Annotated in this window: 8 protein-coding genes; 1 reads left to right on the top strand and 7 read right to left on the bottom strand. The window is 73.2% G+C overall.

All coding sequences use genetic code 11. The annotated features are described in order from the left end of the window. Positions 1-8: 8 nt before the first annotated feature. Together F8271_RS05015 and F8271_RS05010 are read right to left on the bottom strand one after the other, a co-directional pair. Positions 9-200 (bottom strand): DUF397 domain-containing protein, encoded by a 192-nt coding sequence (locus tag F8271_RS05015; RefSeq protein WP_151488467.1) that lies wholly within the window; start codon positions 198-200, stop codon positions 9-11. Further along, complete coding sequence (locus F8271_RS05010; RefSeq protein WP_151488466.1) at positions 191-958, bottom strand: DUF5753 domain-containing protein; 768 nt, start codon at positions 956-958, stop codon at positions 191-193. The genes F8271_RS05015 and F8271_RS05010 overlap by 10 nt, the downstream gene beginning before the upstream one ends. Positions 959-1,169: 211 nt before the next feature. Between F8271_RS05010 and F8271_RS34085 the strand changes: the two genes are divergently transcribed. After that, positions 1,170-1,736, top strand: coding sequence for a hypothetical protein (locus tag F8271_RS34085; protein ID WP_370461859.1), 567 nt, complete (start codon positions 1,170-1,172; stop codon positions 1,734-1,736). Positions 1,737-1,807: 71 nt separating this feature from the next. On the opposite strand, the gene F8271_RS04995 is transcribed toward F8271_RS34085, so the two are convergent. The 5 genes from F8271_RS04995 to F8271_RS04975 are packed head-to-tail and all read right to left on the bottom strand — an operon-like array spanning position 1,808 to position 17,085. Beyond that, positions 1,808-7,312 (bottom strand): non-ribosomal peptide synthetase/MFS transporter, encoded by a 5,505-nt coding sequence (locus F8271_RS04995; protein ID WP_151488465.1) that lies wholly within the window; start codon positions 7,310-7,312, stop codon positions 1,808-1,810. Then, entirely contained in the window at positions 7,309-10,440 is a 3,132-nt protein-coding gene (locus F8271_RS04990) for a non-ribosomal peptide synthetase (protein WP_151488464.1), read from the bottom strand. The genes F8271_RS04995 and F8271_RS04990 overlap by 4 nt, the downstream gene beginning before the upstream one ends. Further along, positions 10,437-10,625, bottom strand: a complete 189-nt coding sequence (locus tag F8271_RS04985) for an MbtH family NRPS accessory protein (RefSeq protein WP_151488463.1) — start codon at positions 10,623-10,625, stop codon at positions 10,437-10,439. Before F8271_RS04985 ends, F8271_RS04990 begins: the two co-directional genes overlap by 4 nt. Continuing rightward, positions 10,625-11,578: a TauD/TfdA family dioxygenase gene (locus F8271_RS04980; RefSeq protein ID WP_151488462.1), complete on the bottom strand. Its 954-nt coding sequence runs from the start codon at positions 11,576-11,578 to the stop codon at positions 10,625-10,627. Before F8271_RS04980 ends, F8271_RS04985 begins: the two co-directional genes overlap by 1 nt. 23 nt (positions 11,579-11,601) lie before the next feature. Beyond that, positions 11,602-17,085, bottom strand: coding sequence for a type I polyketide synthase (locus tag F8271_RS04975; protein WP_151488461.1), 5,484 nt, complete (start codon positions 17,083-17,085; stop codon positions 11,602-11,604). Between the last annotated feature and the right edge of the window lie 14 nt (positions 17,086-17,099).

The following is a 17,099-nucleotide window of genomic DNA, read 5'->3' as shown; positions in this document are numbered from 1 at the left end:
GACGCTGCTTACGAACGGGCGGTGACGTGGGCGACGAACGCTCGCCAGGCCGTCGGGGCGAAGACCAGGGTGCCGGCGTCGCGGTTCTTCGTGTCGCGGACCAGGACGACGCCGGGGAGATTGTCCGCAACCTCGACGCAGTCACCGCCGTTGCTACCGCTCCTGGTGCTCTTTCGCCACCGTGCGCCGGTCACGTCCATGATGCTGCCGCTTCTCTCAGGAGGTCCAGGGACCGCCCGCGGGGAAGGGCCTCGCCCCGGATGCGTTCCCACCGTCGCTCGAGGGTAGCAAGCTCCGACGTCTGATCGACGATTTGCGCCTGCGCCTGACTGTCCACATGTGCCACCCGCGTGCCGTCTGGCAACTCCGCGAGTGTGAACGGCCCGTTGAGCCCGGGGTAGGCGATCGCCTCGCTGGGCACGACGTGAAGCTGAACGCTCGGCAGGTCGGCGCAGGCCATAAGGTGAGCGAGCTGCGCAGCCATGAGCGGCCGCCCTCCGGCGAATCCTCGATGAAGGATTCCCTCATCGAGCACCGCGACGAACAATGGCCCACGTTCACGGGTGAGGATCGTCTGCCGATCGATGCGTGCCGACACCAGCTCTTCGATCTCAGCCGTTGTCAGCGCCTCCCACGCGAGTGTGGCGCGGGCGTACGCCTCGGTCTGGAGCAGGCCGGGGACCCAGGCGAGCTGGAAGGCGCGTAGAGCGACCGCCTCGCGTTCGATGTCGACCCACGGCCGGAACCAGACCGGCTCCCGACGGTTGAAGACGTCCGGCCACAGGTCCGCCACATCCTTACTCAGGATCTTTGCCACCTCGGCACGGTGACGGGTCTGCGGTACGCGTCCCGGGTTCGCCCAGCGGGCCACCGTCTTCGGGTGAATCCCCATGCGACCGGCCAGACTCTCGGCCGTCTCGGAAGCCTCGGCGAGCGCCGCGACGAATGCATGGTTCATGCCTGCGTCCCTTCGGGAGCCAATGGAGCGTTCCGAGGAAATCATCTAACGCTGTGTGATTGTCAGGCAACCCTCGGCAGGGTTCTTCGTAGACGGCGTGGGCGGTGGAGGCGACGAAGCCCGCCGCGCGCGTTCGTAGCGGGGGCCCGGCCGACCCGACGGCGAGCACCGAGGCCGGGCCCCCTTCCCAGAACGGACGTGAGGGGAAGCCATGCCCGACACACCAAGGACGCCCGACGCGACGCCGGCGAGGCCGGGTGTCGAGGCCGAGCCACGAACGATCCGGTCCGGCGACCTGCTGCGCCTGACCCGCGACGCGAGCCCGCAGTTCGTCCGCCCGATCACGGTGCGGGTGATCCGCGTCCTGAACGATCGGCACACGTACCACGGTTGGCTCTGGATCGAGTGCTACGAGGTGGGCCGTAACGGGAACGCGGTGGCCCGACGGGAGCTGTACCTGATGCCCGCGCGTGTGCCGATTGGCGGCTCCGCCCGTACCGCAGCGTCGCGGACGGCCAACCGGAACCCGGCGGGCGGCGGTGTGACCCGGCGACGGGACCACCTCCCCTCCCGGCCCACCTGGCGATGCCGGGCGTGCGGGATCGCCTGGCCGTGCTCGCCCGCGAAGCTGCGCCTGCTCGCCGAGTACCGCAACGATCGGCCCGCGCTGCTGGTCCACCTCGCGACGCTGCGCGCGCAGGCCGCCGTCCATCTCGACGAGTCGAATTCGACGGCTGAGCTGGTCTCGCGCCTCACCGACCAGGCCACCGCCCGCTGAGCAGGCGGACGCCCCACTCGTCCGGATCCCAGGCGCGGGGTGCCGGCACGGCCGCACCGGCACCCGCCCCGTCACACCCCGACCGGCACCCGTTCCTCCTCGCGCTGGGAGGCGCGGGCTGCCATCCGGCGTTCCCGCTCCTGCGCCCCGATCAGGTCGTCGGGCAGCGAGTCCGGCACCTCCAGGTCGAAGCGTCGCAGCAGCCGGATCGCGAAGCCGCCCAGGGTGATCACGACCAGGGCCGCGCCGAAGCAGACGTACGCGAAGCCGATGCCCCGGCCCGCGCCGGTGCCGATCACCGCGCCCACCGACCCGGCGAGCGCCCCGTCCGGGGCGAGCAGCGGCTCGAACAGGCTGGTGGCCGCCGGCGCGAGCAGCGCGAACCCGATCGGCAGGGTCGACCAGGAGATGGTCTGGTTGAGGCTGAACACCCGGCCGTGGAAGCGTTGCGGCACCTTGACCTGCACGATGGTGGCGTAGATGGACTGCGCGGTGGTCATCGACATGGCCAGCCAGAACGCCCCAACGCTGATCATCACGACCGACGCGTCCAGGCCGACCAGGACGCAGCCGAGGGCGGTGCCGAGGTTGCCGATCAGCACACCGATCATCCGGCGGTGGCGGGGGCCACCCCACAGCGACATGAGGACGCCACCGGCCACCGCTCCGAGTGCCTCGGCGAGAGCCACCTGGGCGACCTGCGTGGCGCTGCCGAAGGACAGCACCAGCGGCGTGGTGAGCACCAGGGCGGGTGCCAGGAAGATGTTGCCCAGCGCGAAGTAGCCGAGCATCAGCCGGAAGCCGCGATGCCGCCACGAGTAGCGCAGGCCGTTGGCGATAGCCACGAGCAGCCGCTCCCGGGGCCGCCAGCCGAGCAGGTCGGGGAAGCGGACCACGGCCAGAGTGGCGATCGCGACCAGGTAGCTGGCCACGTCCAGCAGCAGGATGCCCTTGAGGTCGATGGCGGCCAGCAGACCCGCCGCGAACACCGGCATCAGGAGCATGGCAAAGCCGTTGGAGAGCTGGGTGATGCCCGTCGCGTGCCCCAGGTAGCGCTTGGGCACGAGCTGCGGCACCGCCGACTGGAACGCGATGCGCTGGAACGACCCGGCCACCTGACTCAGCGCCACCAGCACGTAGATGTGCCAGAGCGCCAGGCTGCCGGTCCAGAGCAGCGCGGCGAGCACCAGCTGGACCGATCCGGCGCTGCAACTGGCGATCATCATGATCTTCCGCCGGCTGACCCGGTCGGTGACCGCCCCGGCGACCGGCAGCATCAGCACCCCGCAGACCAGCGCGAGCGCCCACAGCAGACCCAGGTCGGCCACCGACCCGGTGCGGGTGAACAGCCAGATCGGCAGGGCGAACGCGGTCAGCGCCGAACCGGTGGTGGAGACGAGCTGCCCGACGGTCACCGCCACGAACCGGGCCATGCTCGGCCGGACCAGCGGCTGCTCCGGCTCGGCGATCGCGTCGACCCCCCGGGTGTCGACGACCGCCCAGCCGGCGTCCTCACCGCGCGCCTGCGGGGTCAGCGCGGAGACGTCGTCGAGCGCCGGATGGACCCGGGTGACGATCTCGGCCAGCTCCTGTGCCCGGTACTTGAGGAAGAAGTGTCCCGCCTGGTCGAGCACCACCAGCGCCAGGCGGTCGCTCAGGAACTGCCACTCGGCGTACCGCTCGGTGTGGTAGTCGGTGACCGGGTCCTCCGAGCCGACCACCGAGATGATCGGGGCGCGCAGCTTCGTCGCGCGCCGGTCGAGCAGGTCGGTGAAGTACTCCTCGGACGCACGGGAGTCGGCCCGCATGTTGCTGATGATCCGGTCGGCCTGCTCGGCGTCCAGCTCGTCGGTGTCGACGCCCATCGACTTGAGCCAGCTCGCGTAGTGCCGGTTGCTGCGCAGCTTCTCCAGCCGGGTCCGCACCGCCGCGAACATACCCTTCGGGCGGGCGAACGGGAACATCGCGCCGATGTAGAGGGACGTCAGGTCCCGGCCGGCGGCCTCCACCTTGCGGGCCACCTCGGCGACGATCGCGCTGCCCACCCCGCAGTGCCCGTACAGGGCGAGGGGGCCCTCGACGCGTTCCAGGATCTCCCCGGCGACCCGGGTGGTCAGCTCGTCGAACGGCAGCGCGGCCTCGGTGAGCCCCACGTCGTGCCCGGGAATGGCCAGGGACCACAGCGCGTGCCCGGCCGGCAGCGCGTCCGCGAGCGGCTGGTAGACGATGGCGCTGCCGCCGCCGTACGGCACGCAGACGTACGTGATGACCCGCCGATCCGCCGGGACGGGTTTCGTCAGCTCGTAGAGCAGCCGACGTGGCCCGTCGCCACCGCCGTCGCCGGACATGAAGGCGGCCAGGTCACGGATGGTGCGCTGCTGGAACAGGTCCATCACGCCGACCGGCCGGCCGCCGTGCTCGGCCTTGCGGATGCGGGCCACCACCTGCGTGGCGAGCATCGAGTGACCGCCCAGGTCGAAGAAGTCGTCGTCGATGCCGAGAGCGTCCACGCCGAGGATGTCGGACCAGATCTCGGCGAGCAGCCGCTCGGTGTCGTCGCGGGGCGCCACGAGCGCCACCGACGCGGCGCGGGTGACCACCGGCGCGGGCAACGCCGTACGGTCCAACTTGCCGTTCGGGGTCAACGGGAACGCGTCCAGGGTGACGAACGCGGCCGGCACCATGTACTCGGGCACCGTCTCCTTCAGCGCCGCCTTCACCGTGTCGTGTGCGGCCGCGCCGACCACGTACCCGGTGAGGCGCTTGTCGCCGGGCGTGTCCTCACGGACCAGCACGACCGCCTCGGTCACCCCCGGCTGGGCGCGCAGCGCGCTCTCGATCTCGCCCAGCTCGATGCGCAGGCCCCGCAGCTTGACCTGGTGGTCGATCCGACCGAGGAACTCCAGCACACCACCGGGCTGGCCGCCGGGCGCGACCCGCCAGCGGGCCAGGTCGCCGGTGCGGTACAGCCGCGCGCCCGGCTCGAGGGCGAACGGGTCCGGCACGAACCGCTCGGCGGTCAGCGCCGCCCGGCGGTGGTAGCCACGCGCCAGCCCGACCCCGCCGATGTGCAGCTCACCGGCAACGCCGACCGGGCACGGGTTGCCCCGGGCGTCCAGCACGTGCAGGCGCAGGTTGCTGATCGGCGCGCCGATCGGCACGCTGGTGAGCCCGGCCAGCAGCGCCGGATCGCACGCCCAGGCGGTGACGTCGATCGCCGCCTCCGTCGGGCCGTACAGGTTGTGCAGGCCGCAGCCGGGCAGCCGCGCGGTGAAGTCGCGGGCCGCCGCGAGCGGCAGCTCCTCACCGCTGCAGATCACCCGGCGCAGCGCGGTGGCCGCCTCGACGCCGTCCTCGGCGAGGAAGACCGTCAACATCGACGGTACGAAGTGGGCGGTGGTGACCCCCTCGGTGACCAGCAGATCACGCAGGTAGCCGGCGTCCTTGTGACCGCCCGGCTCGGCCAGCACCAGCCGGGCACCCTTGCGCAGCGGCCAGAAGAACTCCCACACCGACACGTCGAAGCTGGCCGGGGTCTTCTGCAGGACGGCGTCGTCGGCGTCGAGGCGGTACGTGCGCTGCATCCAGTCGAGGCGGTTGACGATGCCCCGGTGGGTGTTCGGCACGCCCTTGGGACGGCCGGTCGAACCGGAGGTGTAGATGACGTACGCCAGGTTCGCCGGGCCGGCCGTCGGCGTCGGGTCACTGACCGGCTGGTCGACCCAGACCGACTCGTCGTCCAGAACGAGCACGCTCGCGTCGGTCGTCGGCAGCACGTCGCGCAGGTCTCCCTGCACCAGCACCACCGGCGCGGCGGCGTCGGTGACCATGAACGCCAGCCGGTAGGCCGGATACTCCGGGTCCAGCGGCAGGTAGGCGCCGCCGGCCTTGAGCACCCCCAGCAGGCCCGCGACCAACTCCACCGACCGTTGCGCGCAGACCCCGACCAGCGTCTCCGGGCCGACCCCGGCGGCGCGCAGCCGGTGCGCCACCCGATTCGCCGCCGCGTTCAGCTCGGCGTACGTCACCGAGCGGCCGGCGAACCGCAGCGCCACCGCGTCCGGTGTCCGGGCGGCCCGCTCCTCGATCGGAGCGTGCAGCGTCTGCTGCCGCGGGAAGTCGTGGTCGGTGTCGTTCCACCCGGCCAGCAGCTCCCGCTCGGCGGGTGCGAGCAGGTCCAGCGCGGACACCGGCAGGTCCGGGGTGGCGGCCACCGCGCGCAGCAGGGTGGTCAGCCGGTGCGCCATCCGCTCGACGGTGGCCCGGGTGAACAGGTCGGTGTTGAAGACCAGCTTTCCCCAGAGCCCGGCACCGGTCTCGACGGCGTGCAGCTCAAAGTCGAAACGGGTGGCCCGCAACTCCATCGGATGCCACTCGAAGGCGACGTCGGCGTCGTCGGCCACCCCTTCGAACCGGCCCATCTCGTAGTTCTGCAACACGAACATCGCCTGGAAGACCGGCGAACGGCTGACGTCGCGCGGCAACCCCAGCTCGTGCACCACCCGGGCGAACGGCACCTCGGCGTGCTCGAACCCGTCCAGCACGGCCCGCCGGGTCCGGTGCAGCAGCTCGGTGAACGTCGGGTCGCCCGCCAACTCGGCGCGCAGCGGCAGCATGTTGACGAACATGCCGACCACGTCCTCCAGTTCCGGCGCCGACCGCCCGGCCACCGACGCGCCGACCGCGAAGTCGTCCTGCCCGGCGTGCCGGGCCAGGAACACCTGGTACGCGGCGAGCAGCGTCATGAACAGCGTGCCGCCGTACGCGCGGGTCAGCGCGGCCAGACCCTCGGTGGTGGCCCGGTCCACGGTGAACTCGACGAAGTCCCCCCGGTAGGTCTGGGTCGCCGGCCGCGGCAGGTCCAGCGGAAGCTCCAGCGGGGTGATCCCCGTGAGCCGGTCCTTCCACCAGTCCAGGTGCCGGCGGGCGGCCGGCCCGGCCAGCTCCCGCGCCTCCCAGACGGCGAAGTCCCCGTACTGCACCGGCAGGGCGGGCAGCTCCCCGTCGCGGTAGCGGGCGATCAGGTCCCGCAGCAGCACGTCGACCGACCAGCCGTCGCCGACGATGTGGTGCTGGCCGAGGAACAGCACATGTTCGGTCGGCGCCAGCCGGATCAGCAGGGCCCGCAGCAGCGGCCCGTTGGCCAGGTCGAAGGGCTCGGCGGCGGCCCGGTCGACCAGGGCTTGCGCGGCGGCGTCGTCGGCCGCGTCGACCACGGTCAGCGGCACCTCGACCACGTCGTCGAGCACCACCGTCGGTCGACCGTCGACGTCGGCCGGGAACCGGGTGCGCAGCGACTCGTGCCGCCGGGTCAGATCGGCCAGCGCGCGGCGCAGCGCCGCGACGTCCAACGGTCCGCGGACCCGCAGCGGCACCGCGATGTGGTACGCCGCCTCCCCTGGCGCGAGCTGGTCCATGAACCAAACCCGCTCCTGGGCGTACGACAGCGGCACCTCGGCGTCCGGCGCACGGCCAGTGATCCGGGCGCCGGACGCGCCGGACGCCCGGCGGCGCAGCCGTTGGGCGATCAGCGCCTGCCGGGCGGCGTCGCGGGCGGTTTCCTGCACGTCGGTCATGAGCCGGTGTCCTTCTGCGCCGCGAGCAGAGCGGCGACCTCGGTTTCGGAGAGCTCGTCCAGTTCGGCGGCGATACGCTGCTCGATCTGGGCCGCCAGGTCGGCGACCACCGGGCTGCTGAACAGCGCCCGCATCGGCAGGTCCACATCCACTTCGGCGCGGATGCGCGCCATCGCCCGCATGCCGCGCAGCGAGTTGCCGCCGAGGGCGAAGAAGTCGTCGAGGGCGCCGACCTTCTCCAACTGCAGAATCTCGGCGTAGACCTCGGCGACCAGCGCCTCGGCGTCGGTACGCGGAGCGAGGAAGCCGCCGGAGGTGACGACCGTCGGGGCCGGCAGCGCGGCGGTGTCCAGCTTGCCGTTCGGCGTCAACGGCAGCGCGTCCAACCGGACGAAGGCGCTCGGCACCAGGTGCGCGGGCAGGTCCAGGGCCAGGTCGGCGGCGACCGTCGTCTCGTCGACGTCGCCGACCAGGTAGGCGACCAGCGTCGGCTCACCCGCGTCGGCACGGACCACCACCGCTGCCGCGTCCACGTCCGCACGGGAGCGCAGCACCGACTCGATCTCGCCCAGCTCGATCCGCATCCCCCGGACCTTGACCTGGCTGTCGCGGCGGCCCAGGTATTCCAGCGTCCCGTCGGCCCGCCACCGGGCCAGGTCACCGGTGCGGTACATCCGCTCCCCCGGCGGCCCGTACGGGCAGGGCAGGAACCGCTCGGCGGTGAGCGCCGGCCTGCGCAGGTAGCCCCGGGCCAGTTGCGCCCCGGCGACGTACAGCTCGCCGACCACGCCCGGCGGCACCGGGTTCAACGCGGCGTCGAGCAGGTGTGCCCGGGTGGTCCAGGTGGGTTGGCCGATCGGCACCGGGCCGGCGGGCACCGGCTGGCCGGGGGCGATCCGGGCGGCGACGCAACCCACGGTCGCCTCGGTCGGGCCGTACTCGTTGACCACGGCGACGTCCGGGTGCGCCGACCGCCAGGCGGCCAGCTGCTCGCCGGTCAACGCCTCCCCGCCGACCACCAGGTCGGTGGTGGGCGACAGCGCGTCGTCGAGCAACGGCAGGTGGCTGGGGGTGACCTTGAGGAAGGTCGGCGGGCCACCGGCCCGGGCGGCCGGAGTGTCGATGCCGGCCAGCCGGACCGTGCCGCCCGCGGTGAGCGTGCCGAGCAGTCCCGTCACGGTCAGGTCGAACGTGACCGGGGAGTGCAGCAGGGCGGTGCCGGCCAGGCCGGGGTAGGTGTCCCGAGCCCAGGCCAGGTACGCGGTGACCGCCCGGTGCTCCACCAGCACACCCTTGGGCCGGCCGGTGGAGCCGGAGGTGTAGAGCACGTACGCGGGGTGCTCCGGGCGCAGCGGCGCCCGCCGGTCGTCGTCGGTGAGGTCGGTGTCGGTGAGGTCGGTGTCGTTCCGGTCGGCGGCGGTCGCGGCGTCGAGCACCAGCGCGTCGGCCGGGGCGAGGGCGGCCGTCCCCGCGGTGGCCAGCACCAGCGTCGGTTGCGCGTCGGCGAGCAGGTAGCCGATCCGGTTCGCCGGGTGGTCGGTGTCCACCGGCAGGTACGCCGCGCCGGCCTTGAGCACCGCGAGGATCGCCACCAGCAGCTCCGCCGAGCGGGGCAGCAGGAGCGCGACGACGGTCTCCGGGCCGGCACCCCGCTCGACCAGCAGCCGGGCCAGCCGGTTTGCCCGCGCGGACAGCTCGGCGTAGCTCAGCTCCACCCCGTCGCAGAGCACCGCGACCGCCGCCGGGGTCACGGCGCACTGCCGCTGCACCTCGGCGACCACGGTGCTCGGGGTCACGTCGCCACCACTGCCGGTCCAGGTGAGCAGCAGGTCCCGCTCGGCGTCGTCGAGCAGGGGCAGCGCCGACAGTCTGGTGGCCGGGTCGGCGACCACGGCGGTGAGCAACCGCAGGTAGCGGGCCACGATCGTCTCGGCGGTGGCCCGGTCGAACAGGTCGGTGCGGTAGACCAGCCGGCAGGTGCCCCGGGTGATGTCGAAGGCCAGGTCGTCCTTGGTGGTGCCCAGGGCCACCACGTCCAGGCCGGAGTCCGGAATGAAGTTCAGCGCGGTCTGGAACACCGGCTGCACCGACGGGTCGCGCTGCCCGGCGACGGCCTCGACGACCCGCTGGAACGGGGTCTGCCCGTGCTCCATCGCCTCCACCAGACCGCCCCGGATCCGGCCGAGCAGGTCGGTGACGCTCGGGTCGCCGGTCAGGTCGCAGCACAGCGCGACCGGGTTGACGAACATCCCGATCAGCGGGGTCAGCTCGGCGGTGTCCCGGGCGGCGGTGGAGACGCCCACCACCACGCGCGTGTCGCCGGAGATCCGAGACAGCAGGGCCGCGAAGGTGGCCAGCAGCACCATGTACGAGGTGGCGGAGGTGCTGGCGGCGAGTCGACCGACCTGGTCCAGCAGCCCGTCGGGCAGGTCGAAGCGGACCTCGTCGCCGGCGAAGCCGAGCTGGGTGGGGCGCGGTCGGTCCAGTGGCAGAGTGGTCACGGCCGGCGCGCCGGCCAGGTGGCCGCGCCAGAAGGCGAGCTGCCGGTCCAGTTCGTCACCGCTGAGCTGGTCGCGCTGCCAGACGGAGAAATCGGCGTACTGGATGGGCAGCACGGGCACGTCGGCGGGCGCGCCGGTCAGCGCGGCGCGGGCGAACGCGGACAGCTCGGTGTCGAGGAGCACCGCGGAATGGCTGTCGAAGACCGCGTGGTGCACCACGAACTGCAACCCGACCCGGTCGGCGGCGAAGTGCACCAGCCGGGCCCGCCACAGCGGCGGGGCGTCCAGCGGGATCGGAGTCCGGGCCAGCTCGGCGAATGTCTCGTCGTAGCGGGCGTCCTGCTCGTCGGCGGGCAGGGCGCTCAGGTCCAACTCCGCCAGCTCCAGCGGCTCGACGGCCCGGACGACCTGCGTCAACGTGCCGTCGACCATCCGCAGGTGGGTCCGCAGCGCCTCGTGCCGGGCGACCACCAGCGCGAACATCTCGGCGGCCTGGGGTGCGGTGACACCGACCGGGAAGCGGCACGGCGCGGAGATGTTGTAGACCGGTGAGCCGGGGTCGAGCTGGTTGGCCGTCCACACCCGCTCCTGGGCGTACGAGGCCGGGAAGGTCCACTCCCGGGTCATGACGCCGTCTCCCGCACCGAACGGGGACGCATGTCGGTCCAGACGGAGTCGATGTGCGCGAGGCACTCCTCGCGGGTGCCGGCGAACCCCTCGTCGTACCACCCCGCGGGGAGGTCCCGCTCGGCCGCCCAGATGGAGTACTGCTCCTCGTCGTTGCGGACGACCAGGAATCGGGATTCGGACATCACTGTGCTCCATCGGTGTCGGGGGTGTGCGGCTCGGCCATCGCGACGGCGATCTTGCGGGGGCCGGTGAACGGCTCCCGGCCGTGCGCGGCGGTCATGTTGTCCACCACCAGCACGTCGTCGCGCTGGTAGTCGAAACGGACGCTGGCGGCGCGGTAGGCGGCGCGCAGGTGGTCCATGACGTCGGCGGGGATCTCGCCGCCGTCGCCGTAGTAGGTGTTCGACGGCAGCCCGTCGGCGCCGAACATGGCCAGCAGCCCCTCCTGGAGGTCCTTGGCCAGGCTGCTCACATGGAAGAAGGTGGCGTGGTTGAACCAGCGGGGGACGTCCGAGCCGGGCCGGTGGTGCACGGCGTCGCGCACCGCCCGGGTCCGCAGGCCGTCGCGGCCCACCCACTGCAGCGTGATCCGGTTCGCCGCCGCGTACGCCTCGACCTCGGAGCGGTCCTCGGTGCCGAAGACGTGCTGCCAGGTGGTGCCGAAGTCCTCGTGGAAGTTGCGCATCAGCATCCAGCGACGGCGGATGAACTCCTCGCGGACCGCCGGGTCGATCTCCTGGTAGACCCGGCGGATGTCGGCCAGCGGGGTGGCGCCCAACGTCTGCGGCGCGGTGATGCAGTAGAAGAACAGCGTCAGCGGCCACCGCGCCTGGTACGAGTTCTCGTTGTGCAGGAAGATCTCCTCGTCCGGCGGGTAGTCGGTCGAGGTGTACACGCGGCCCTTGATGGCGTGCCGTGGTGAGGACCGCTCGGTGTAGGTCAGTGGCTCACCGGACAACGCCCGGACCACCCGGTCGAAGCCGTCCACCCCGCCCACGTCGAAGCCCCGGAACAGCAACCCGCCCTGCTCGGCCAGGGTGGCCCGCAGCTCGGCGCGGCGGTCGGTGATCAGGTCGGTCAACGCCCGACCGTCGGATTCGACGACCACGGGCAGCGTGGCGATCGTGTCGCTCATGGCTTTTCGGTCCTGCTTTCTCGTCAGGCGCGGGGCAGTCGCGGGATGGTGGGGATCGGTGCCGGGGCGGCCGGCTCGTCGACGGCGGCGGCGCGCAGCTCCTCGATGCGGGCGGCGAGCCCGGCCACGGTGGGGGTGTCGAACAGGCTGCGCATCGGCAGCCGCACGCCGGTCGCCTTGCGCATCGCGGCGATCAGCTGCACCGCGACCAGGGAGTTGCCGCCCAGGGCGAAGAAGTCGTCGTCGACGCCGACCTCGGTCACGCCGAGCCCGTCCTGCCACACCCGGGCGATGACGGACTCCAACTCGGTGCCGGGCGCCGCGCCGCCGCCGGAGGCGGCGGGGGTGGCGTCGTCGGCGGTGAGGGTGTCGGTGGTGAGGGTGTCGGTGGTGAGGGTGTCGGTGGTGACCCGGCCGGCCCGGCGGCGGATGTCGTCGACGGTCCTGGTGGCGATGACCACCTGGGCCCCGAGGCCGGCGGTGAGGCTGCGCCGGAACGCCTCCGCCCCGTCCACCGGCCGGATGTCCTCGGTCGAGGTCGGCGTGGGCGCGTCCACCTCGGACGGTTGGACGAGACCGCCGGTGACCGCGTCCCGGTCGACGCGGCGCAGCACGAAGTCGCTGACGGCGACCAGCTCCACCCCGTCGGGGTCACGCAGCGACAGGTCGGCGACGACCACCTCGTCGCTGTCACCCGCCCGGTGCCGCAGCTCGCTGGTGAACCGGGTCGGCAACGGTCCGCGCACCACGATCCGGCCGTACGACAGCGGCAGGTAGGTGCCACTGCCCTGGCCCCGGCCGAACGCGGTCGCCACGTCCAGCAACGCGGGGTGCAGGCCCCAGGCGGGCAGCTCGGCGACGGCCGGGGCGGGCGCCTCGATCACCGCCAGCTCGGTGTCCTCGGCGAGGTGGTGTTCGCGCAGGGCGGCCCAGCGCGGCCCGAAGGTGAGCATGCTGCCGCGGCCCCGACCGAACGAGGCGTCGTCGTCCACCCGGCGGCCCACCGCGGACGCCGCCCGTGCCGGTGGCGCCGGCTCGTCGGTCCAGCCGGCCACACCGCGGACGTGGGTGCGCAGTCGACCACCCGCCAGGCTGCGCACGACGAACTCGGTGCCCCCGTCATCGGCCGGCATCAACTCCACCCGGTACTGGGCGACCGTGCCGTCGGGCACCGCGAACGGCTCCAGGAAGACCACGTCCCGCAACTCCACCGCCGCGTCGGGGCCGGGTGCGGGCAGCGCGTCGACCACCGCGGCCCGCACCGCCTCCAGGTGCGCGGTGCCCGGGACCACCGGCACGCCGCCGATGCGGTGCTCGTCGAGCATCCAGTGGCTGCTGGCCGAGACCAGGCCGTGCAGCACCGTCTCCGCCGGCCCGGTGACCTTCGTGGCGAGTACCGGGTGGTCGACCGCGCTGGTCACCGTGTCGCGACCGGCCGCCCGGAACCCGGCCGGCGCGGCGGTCTCCACGGCCATGCCCACCTCGGCCCAGCCACCCCAGTTCTGCGACAGCACCGGCGACCGCCAGCCCGCGCCGGAGCGGGCGTGCGCGTCCAGGAACGCGTTGGCGGCGCAGTAGTCGACCTGCCCGAAGCCGCCGACGACAGCGGTGATCGACGAACAGAGCACCACGAAGTCCAGCGGCAGGTCGCCGAAGACCTGGGCGAGGGCGAGCGTGCCGGCGAGCTTCGGGGCGAGCACCCGCTCGGCGTCGGCCCGTTCCTTGACCTCGGCCATCCCACCACCGGGCAGGCCGGCGGCGTGCACGATGCCGTCCAGACCGCCGTACGCGGACAGCGCCGCGTCGCGGACCCGACGCAGCTCCGCCGGGTCGGTGACGTCGGCGGCGAGCACCAGCACCTCGGCGCCGGCGGACTCCATCCGGCGGATCGCCGCGATGGCCCGCCCCGCCCGGTCGTCGCCGTGCACGGCGAGGTGGTCGTCCCACCGTTCGCGCTCGGGCAGCCCGGAGCGGGCCAGCAGCACCAGCTTCGCCCGCGCCCGGGTGGCGAAGTCCTCGGCCAGGGTGATGCCGACGCCGCCGAGACCACCGGTGATCAGGTACCGGCCGCCGTCGCGCAGCGCGCCCGGATCCCCCTCCGCGTCGATCGTCACCTGCTCCACGTCGGCCCGCCAGCGCCGCCCACCCCGCAGGGCCACCTCGGGCTCCCGGGGGCGGCGCAGCTCGGCGACCACCGCCGCGACACCGTCGTCGGACGGATCCGCGTCGACGAGCCGGACGCTCAGGCCGGGCAGCTCGGCGGGGAGCACCCGGGCCAGCCCGGCCAGGGTGGCGTGCTCCGGTCGGCGCAGGTCGTCACCGCGTACGTCGCCGGTGCCGGTGGTGACCAGCTCCAGGGCGACGCCGTCCTCGGCACCGGTCAGGCCGGCGCCGGCGAGCGCCTGCACGAGGTGCAGAGCGCTGAAGAAGCCCCACTCCTGGGCCGCCCAGGTCGCCGCGATGTCGATGCCGGCGGGTACGCCGTCGAGGGTGAACGCGTGCACCACCCGGGCCGGCGGCACGCCACCGTCGGCGGTGAGCGCGGCCACCAGGTCGTCGTAGTCGGCGCGTACCCCCGGGCGGAGCCGGTAGTCGCCGTCGGCGGCGAACGCGTCGCCGGGGCGCACCACGACGGGGTCGGCGCCGGCGGCCCGCAGGCCGGCGACCAGCGCGTCGCCGCGCGGACCGGCGGTCAACACCAGGCAGCGGCCCAGCGGCACGGTCGGCGGCAGCGGCGCGGCCTGCCGCCACACCGGCACGGCGAACCACTGCGGCAACGGTCGCGGCCCCACCTCGACCGGGGCGGTCACGACCGGCTGCTCCGGATCCGGGTCGATCCAGAAGCGGCGGCGCTCGAAGGGGTATGTGGGCAGCGGCACCCGCCGGGCCGCCGGGTCGTCGTCGAAGCGCACGGGCACGGCGGCGGACCAGAGCGCGCCAGCGGCGCCGAGCAGGGTGGCCAGGTCGCCGGTGCCGTCGCCCGGCCCGGGCAGGCTGCTCAGCGGGGCGAGCTGGCGCTGCTCCGGGGCGGCCCTGGCCACCTGCATCCGGGCCAGGCTGGCCAACTGCCGGCCGGGGCCGCACTCAAGCAGCTGCCAGGTGCCCGCCGTCAGCAGGGTGGCGACGCAGTCGCCGAACCGGACCGGCTGCCGCAGGTGCGCAGCCCAGTACGCCGGGTCGGTGGCCTGCTCGGCGGTGATCCAGGCGCCGGTGACGTTGGACAGGAACGGCAGCGTCGGCGGGCGCAGCGTGACCGTGCCCATCAGCGCCGTGAAATCGGCCAGGATCGGGTCCATCATCGGCGAGTGGAAGGCGTGCGAGGTGCGCAGCATCTTGCTCTTGCCATCCAGCGTGGCTGCGAACGCCTCGACCGCGGCGGTCGGGCCGGCCACCACGCAGGTGCCCGGTCCGTTGACGGTGGCGACCGCCAGCTCCGCGGGCAGGTGCGCGGCGACCACCGACTCGTCCAGCGCCACCGCCAGCATCGACCCGGTCGGCACCGACTGCATGAGCCGGCCCCGACCGGCGACCACCCGCAGCGCGTCGGGCAGGCTCAGCACGCCGGCGATGGTGGCGGCGACGTACTCGCCGATGGAGTGGCCGATCATCGCGGCCGGCCGCACCCCGGCGGCCTGCCAGAGGACGGCCAGGGCGTACTCGACGGTGAACAGGGCCGGCTGGGTGTAGCGGGTCTCGACGAGGCGCTCCCCCGCCGCCGGGTCGCGGCCGAGGATCAGGTCACGCAGGTCCAGGCCGAGTTCGGGGCGGAGCAGCTCGGCGCACTCGTCGACGGCGGCCGCGAAGCTGGGCTGCTCGGCGTAGAGCTGCGCACCCATGCCGGCATACTGGGCGCCCTGACCGCTGAACAGGAAGCCCACCTTCGGGGCGGGACTGACGGTCACCGGCTCCGGCCCGCGCTTGCGGGCACGCAGGGCGGCGGCAGCCGAAACCAGGTCGGTGGCGACCACCGCGCGGCGGTGCGCGTACTGCCGGCGGCCGACGCGCAGGGTGTGCGCGATGTCGGCGAGGTACTCCGGCCCGGCGTCGGCCGCGCTGTCCAGGTGATCGGCGAGGCGCCGCACCGCCGCGTCCAGGGCGGTGGGGGTGGCCGCGGAGACCTGGAGCAGGTGCGCCGGGCGCACCCGCCGGTCGTCCCGGTATGCCGCCGGCGCCTCCTCCAGCACCACGTGCGCGTTGGTGCCGCCGATGCCGAACGAGCTGACCCCCGCCCGGCGCGGCCCGCCGTCGGCGTCCCACTTGGTCAGCGTGTTCGCCACGAAGAACGGGGTGTCGGCGAACTCGACCGCCGGGTTCGGCGTCTCGAAGTTGATCGTCGGTGGGATCAGACCGTGCTCCATGGCCAGCACCGTCTTGATCACGCTGACGATGCCCGACGGCTGGCTGAGGTGCCCGATGTTCGACTTCACCGAGCCAATGCCGCACCAGCCCCGCTCGTCGGTGTCCTTCGAGTAGACCGCGGAGAGCGCGGCCACCTCGATCGGGTCGCCCATCGCCGTGCCGGTGCCGTGTGCCTCGACGTAGGTGATGGTGCGCGGGTCGACGTCGGCCATCGCCACGGCCTGGGCGACCACCGCCATCTGCCCGTCGACGCTCGGCGCGGTGAAGCCGACCTTGCCGGCGCCATCGTTGTTGATCGCGTTGCCGAGCACCACGGCGCGTACGGTGTCGCCGTCGGCGATGGCGTCGGAGAGCCGCTTGAGCAGGGTCACCCCGACCCCGCTGCCCCACACCGTGCCGTTCGCGTCGGCGTCGAACGGGCGGCACCGGCCGTCAGGCGAGGTGAAGCCCTCCATCCCCAGGTAGCCGACGTGCGGCAGCTCGATGTTCACCCCGCCGGCCAGGGCCATGTCGCACTCGCCGTTGCGCAGCGCCTCGCAGGCCAGGTGGAAGGCGACCAACGAGGTCGAGCAGGCGGTGTGCACGGTCATGCTGGGCCCACGCAGGTCCAGCCGGTACGACACGTTGGTGGCCACGTAGTTCGGCGAGTTGCCGGTGGCGATGGACACCGCGGTGTGCGGGTTGCCGCCGGCCCGCTGGTTACGCAGCACGTTGCGCTGCAGGTACGTGTTGCCGCCGGTGCCCGCGTACACGCCGACCGCGCCGTCGTAGCGCGACGGGTCGTAGCCGGCGTCCTCCAGCGCGGTGTGGCAGGTCTCCAGGAACAGCCGGTGCTGCGGGTCGGTCAGCTCGGCCTCCCGGCTGGTCATCCCGAACAACCCGGCGTCGAACTCGTCGTACCCGTCGACCAGCGGGGCGCGGTTGACCCAGCCCGGATCGTCGACCTCGTTGACTGTCGCGCCCCGGGCCAACTGCTCCTCGCGGGTCAGCTCGGTCGCCGACTCGACGCCGTCGACCAGGTTGCGCCAGAACTCGTGCACGTCGGCGGCGCCGGGTAGGCGCGCGGCGAGGCCGACGATCGCGATCGGTTCGATGCCCTCGTCCGCCAGGTCATTGGCGTCGTCGGGCCGTGTGGTCGGGTTGCTCATCAGGCTGTCCTTCG

The organism is Micromonospora sp. ALFpr18c (assembly GCF_008868155.1).
GTDB lineage: Bacteria > Actinomycetota > Actinomycetes > Mycobacteriales > Micromonosporaceae > Micromonospora.
The sequence above is the reverse complement of the archived record's forward strand: the minus strand, read 5'-3'. Positions and strand labels throughout refer to the sequence as shown.

Excerpts from the sequence above, each read along its gene's own strand:
- F8271_RS05015 (WP_151488467.1), bottom strand. The coding sequence starts at position 200 with ATGGACGTGACCGGCGCACGGTGGCGAAAGAGCACCAGGAGCGGTAGC.
- F8271_RS05010 (WP_151488466.1), bottom strand. The coding sequence starts at position 958 with ATGAACCATGCATTCGTCGCGGCGCTCGCCGAGGCTTCCGAGACGGCC.
- F8271_RS34085 (WP_370461859.1), top strand. The coding sequence starts at position 1,170 with ATGCCCGACACACCAAGGACGCCCGACGCGACGCCGGCGAGGCCGGGT.
- F8271_RS04995 (WP_151488465.1), bottom strand. The coding sequence starts at position 7,312 with ATGACCGACGTGCAGGAAACCGCCCGCGACGCCGCCCGGCAGGCGCTG.
- F8271_RS04990 (WP_151488464.1), bottom strand. The coding sequence starts at position 10,440 with ATGACCCGGGAGTGGACCTTCCCGGCCTCGTACGCCCAGGAGCGGGTG.
- F8271_RS04985 (WP_151488463.1), bottom strand. The coding sequence starts at position 10,625 with ATGTCCGAATCCCGATTCCTGGTCGTCCGCAACGACGAGGAGCAGTAC.
- F8271_RS04980 (WP_151488462.1), bottom strand. The coding sequence starts at position 11,578 with ATGAGCGACACGATCGCCACGCTGCCCGTGGTCGTCGAATCCGACGGT.
- F8271_RS04975 (WP_151488461.1), bottom strand. The coding sequence starts at position 17,085 with ATGAGCAACCCGACCACACGGCCCGACGACGCCAATGACCTGGCGGAC.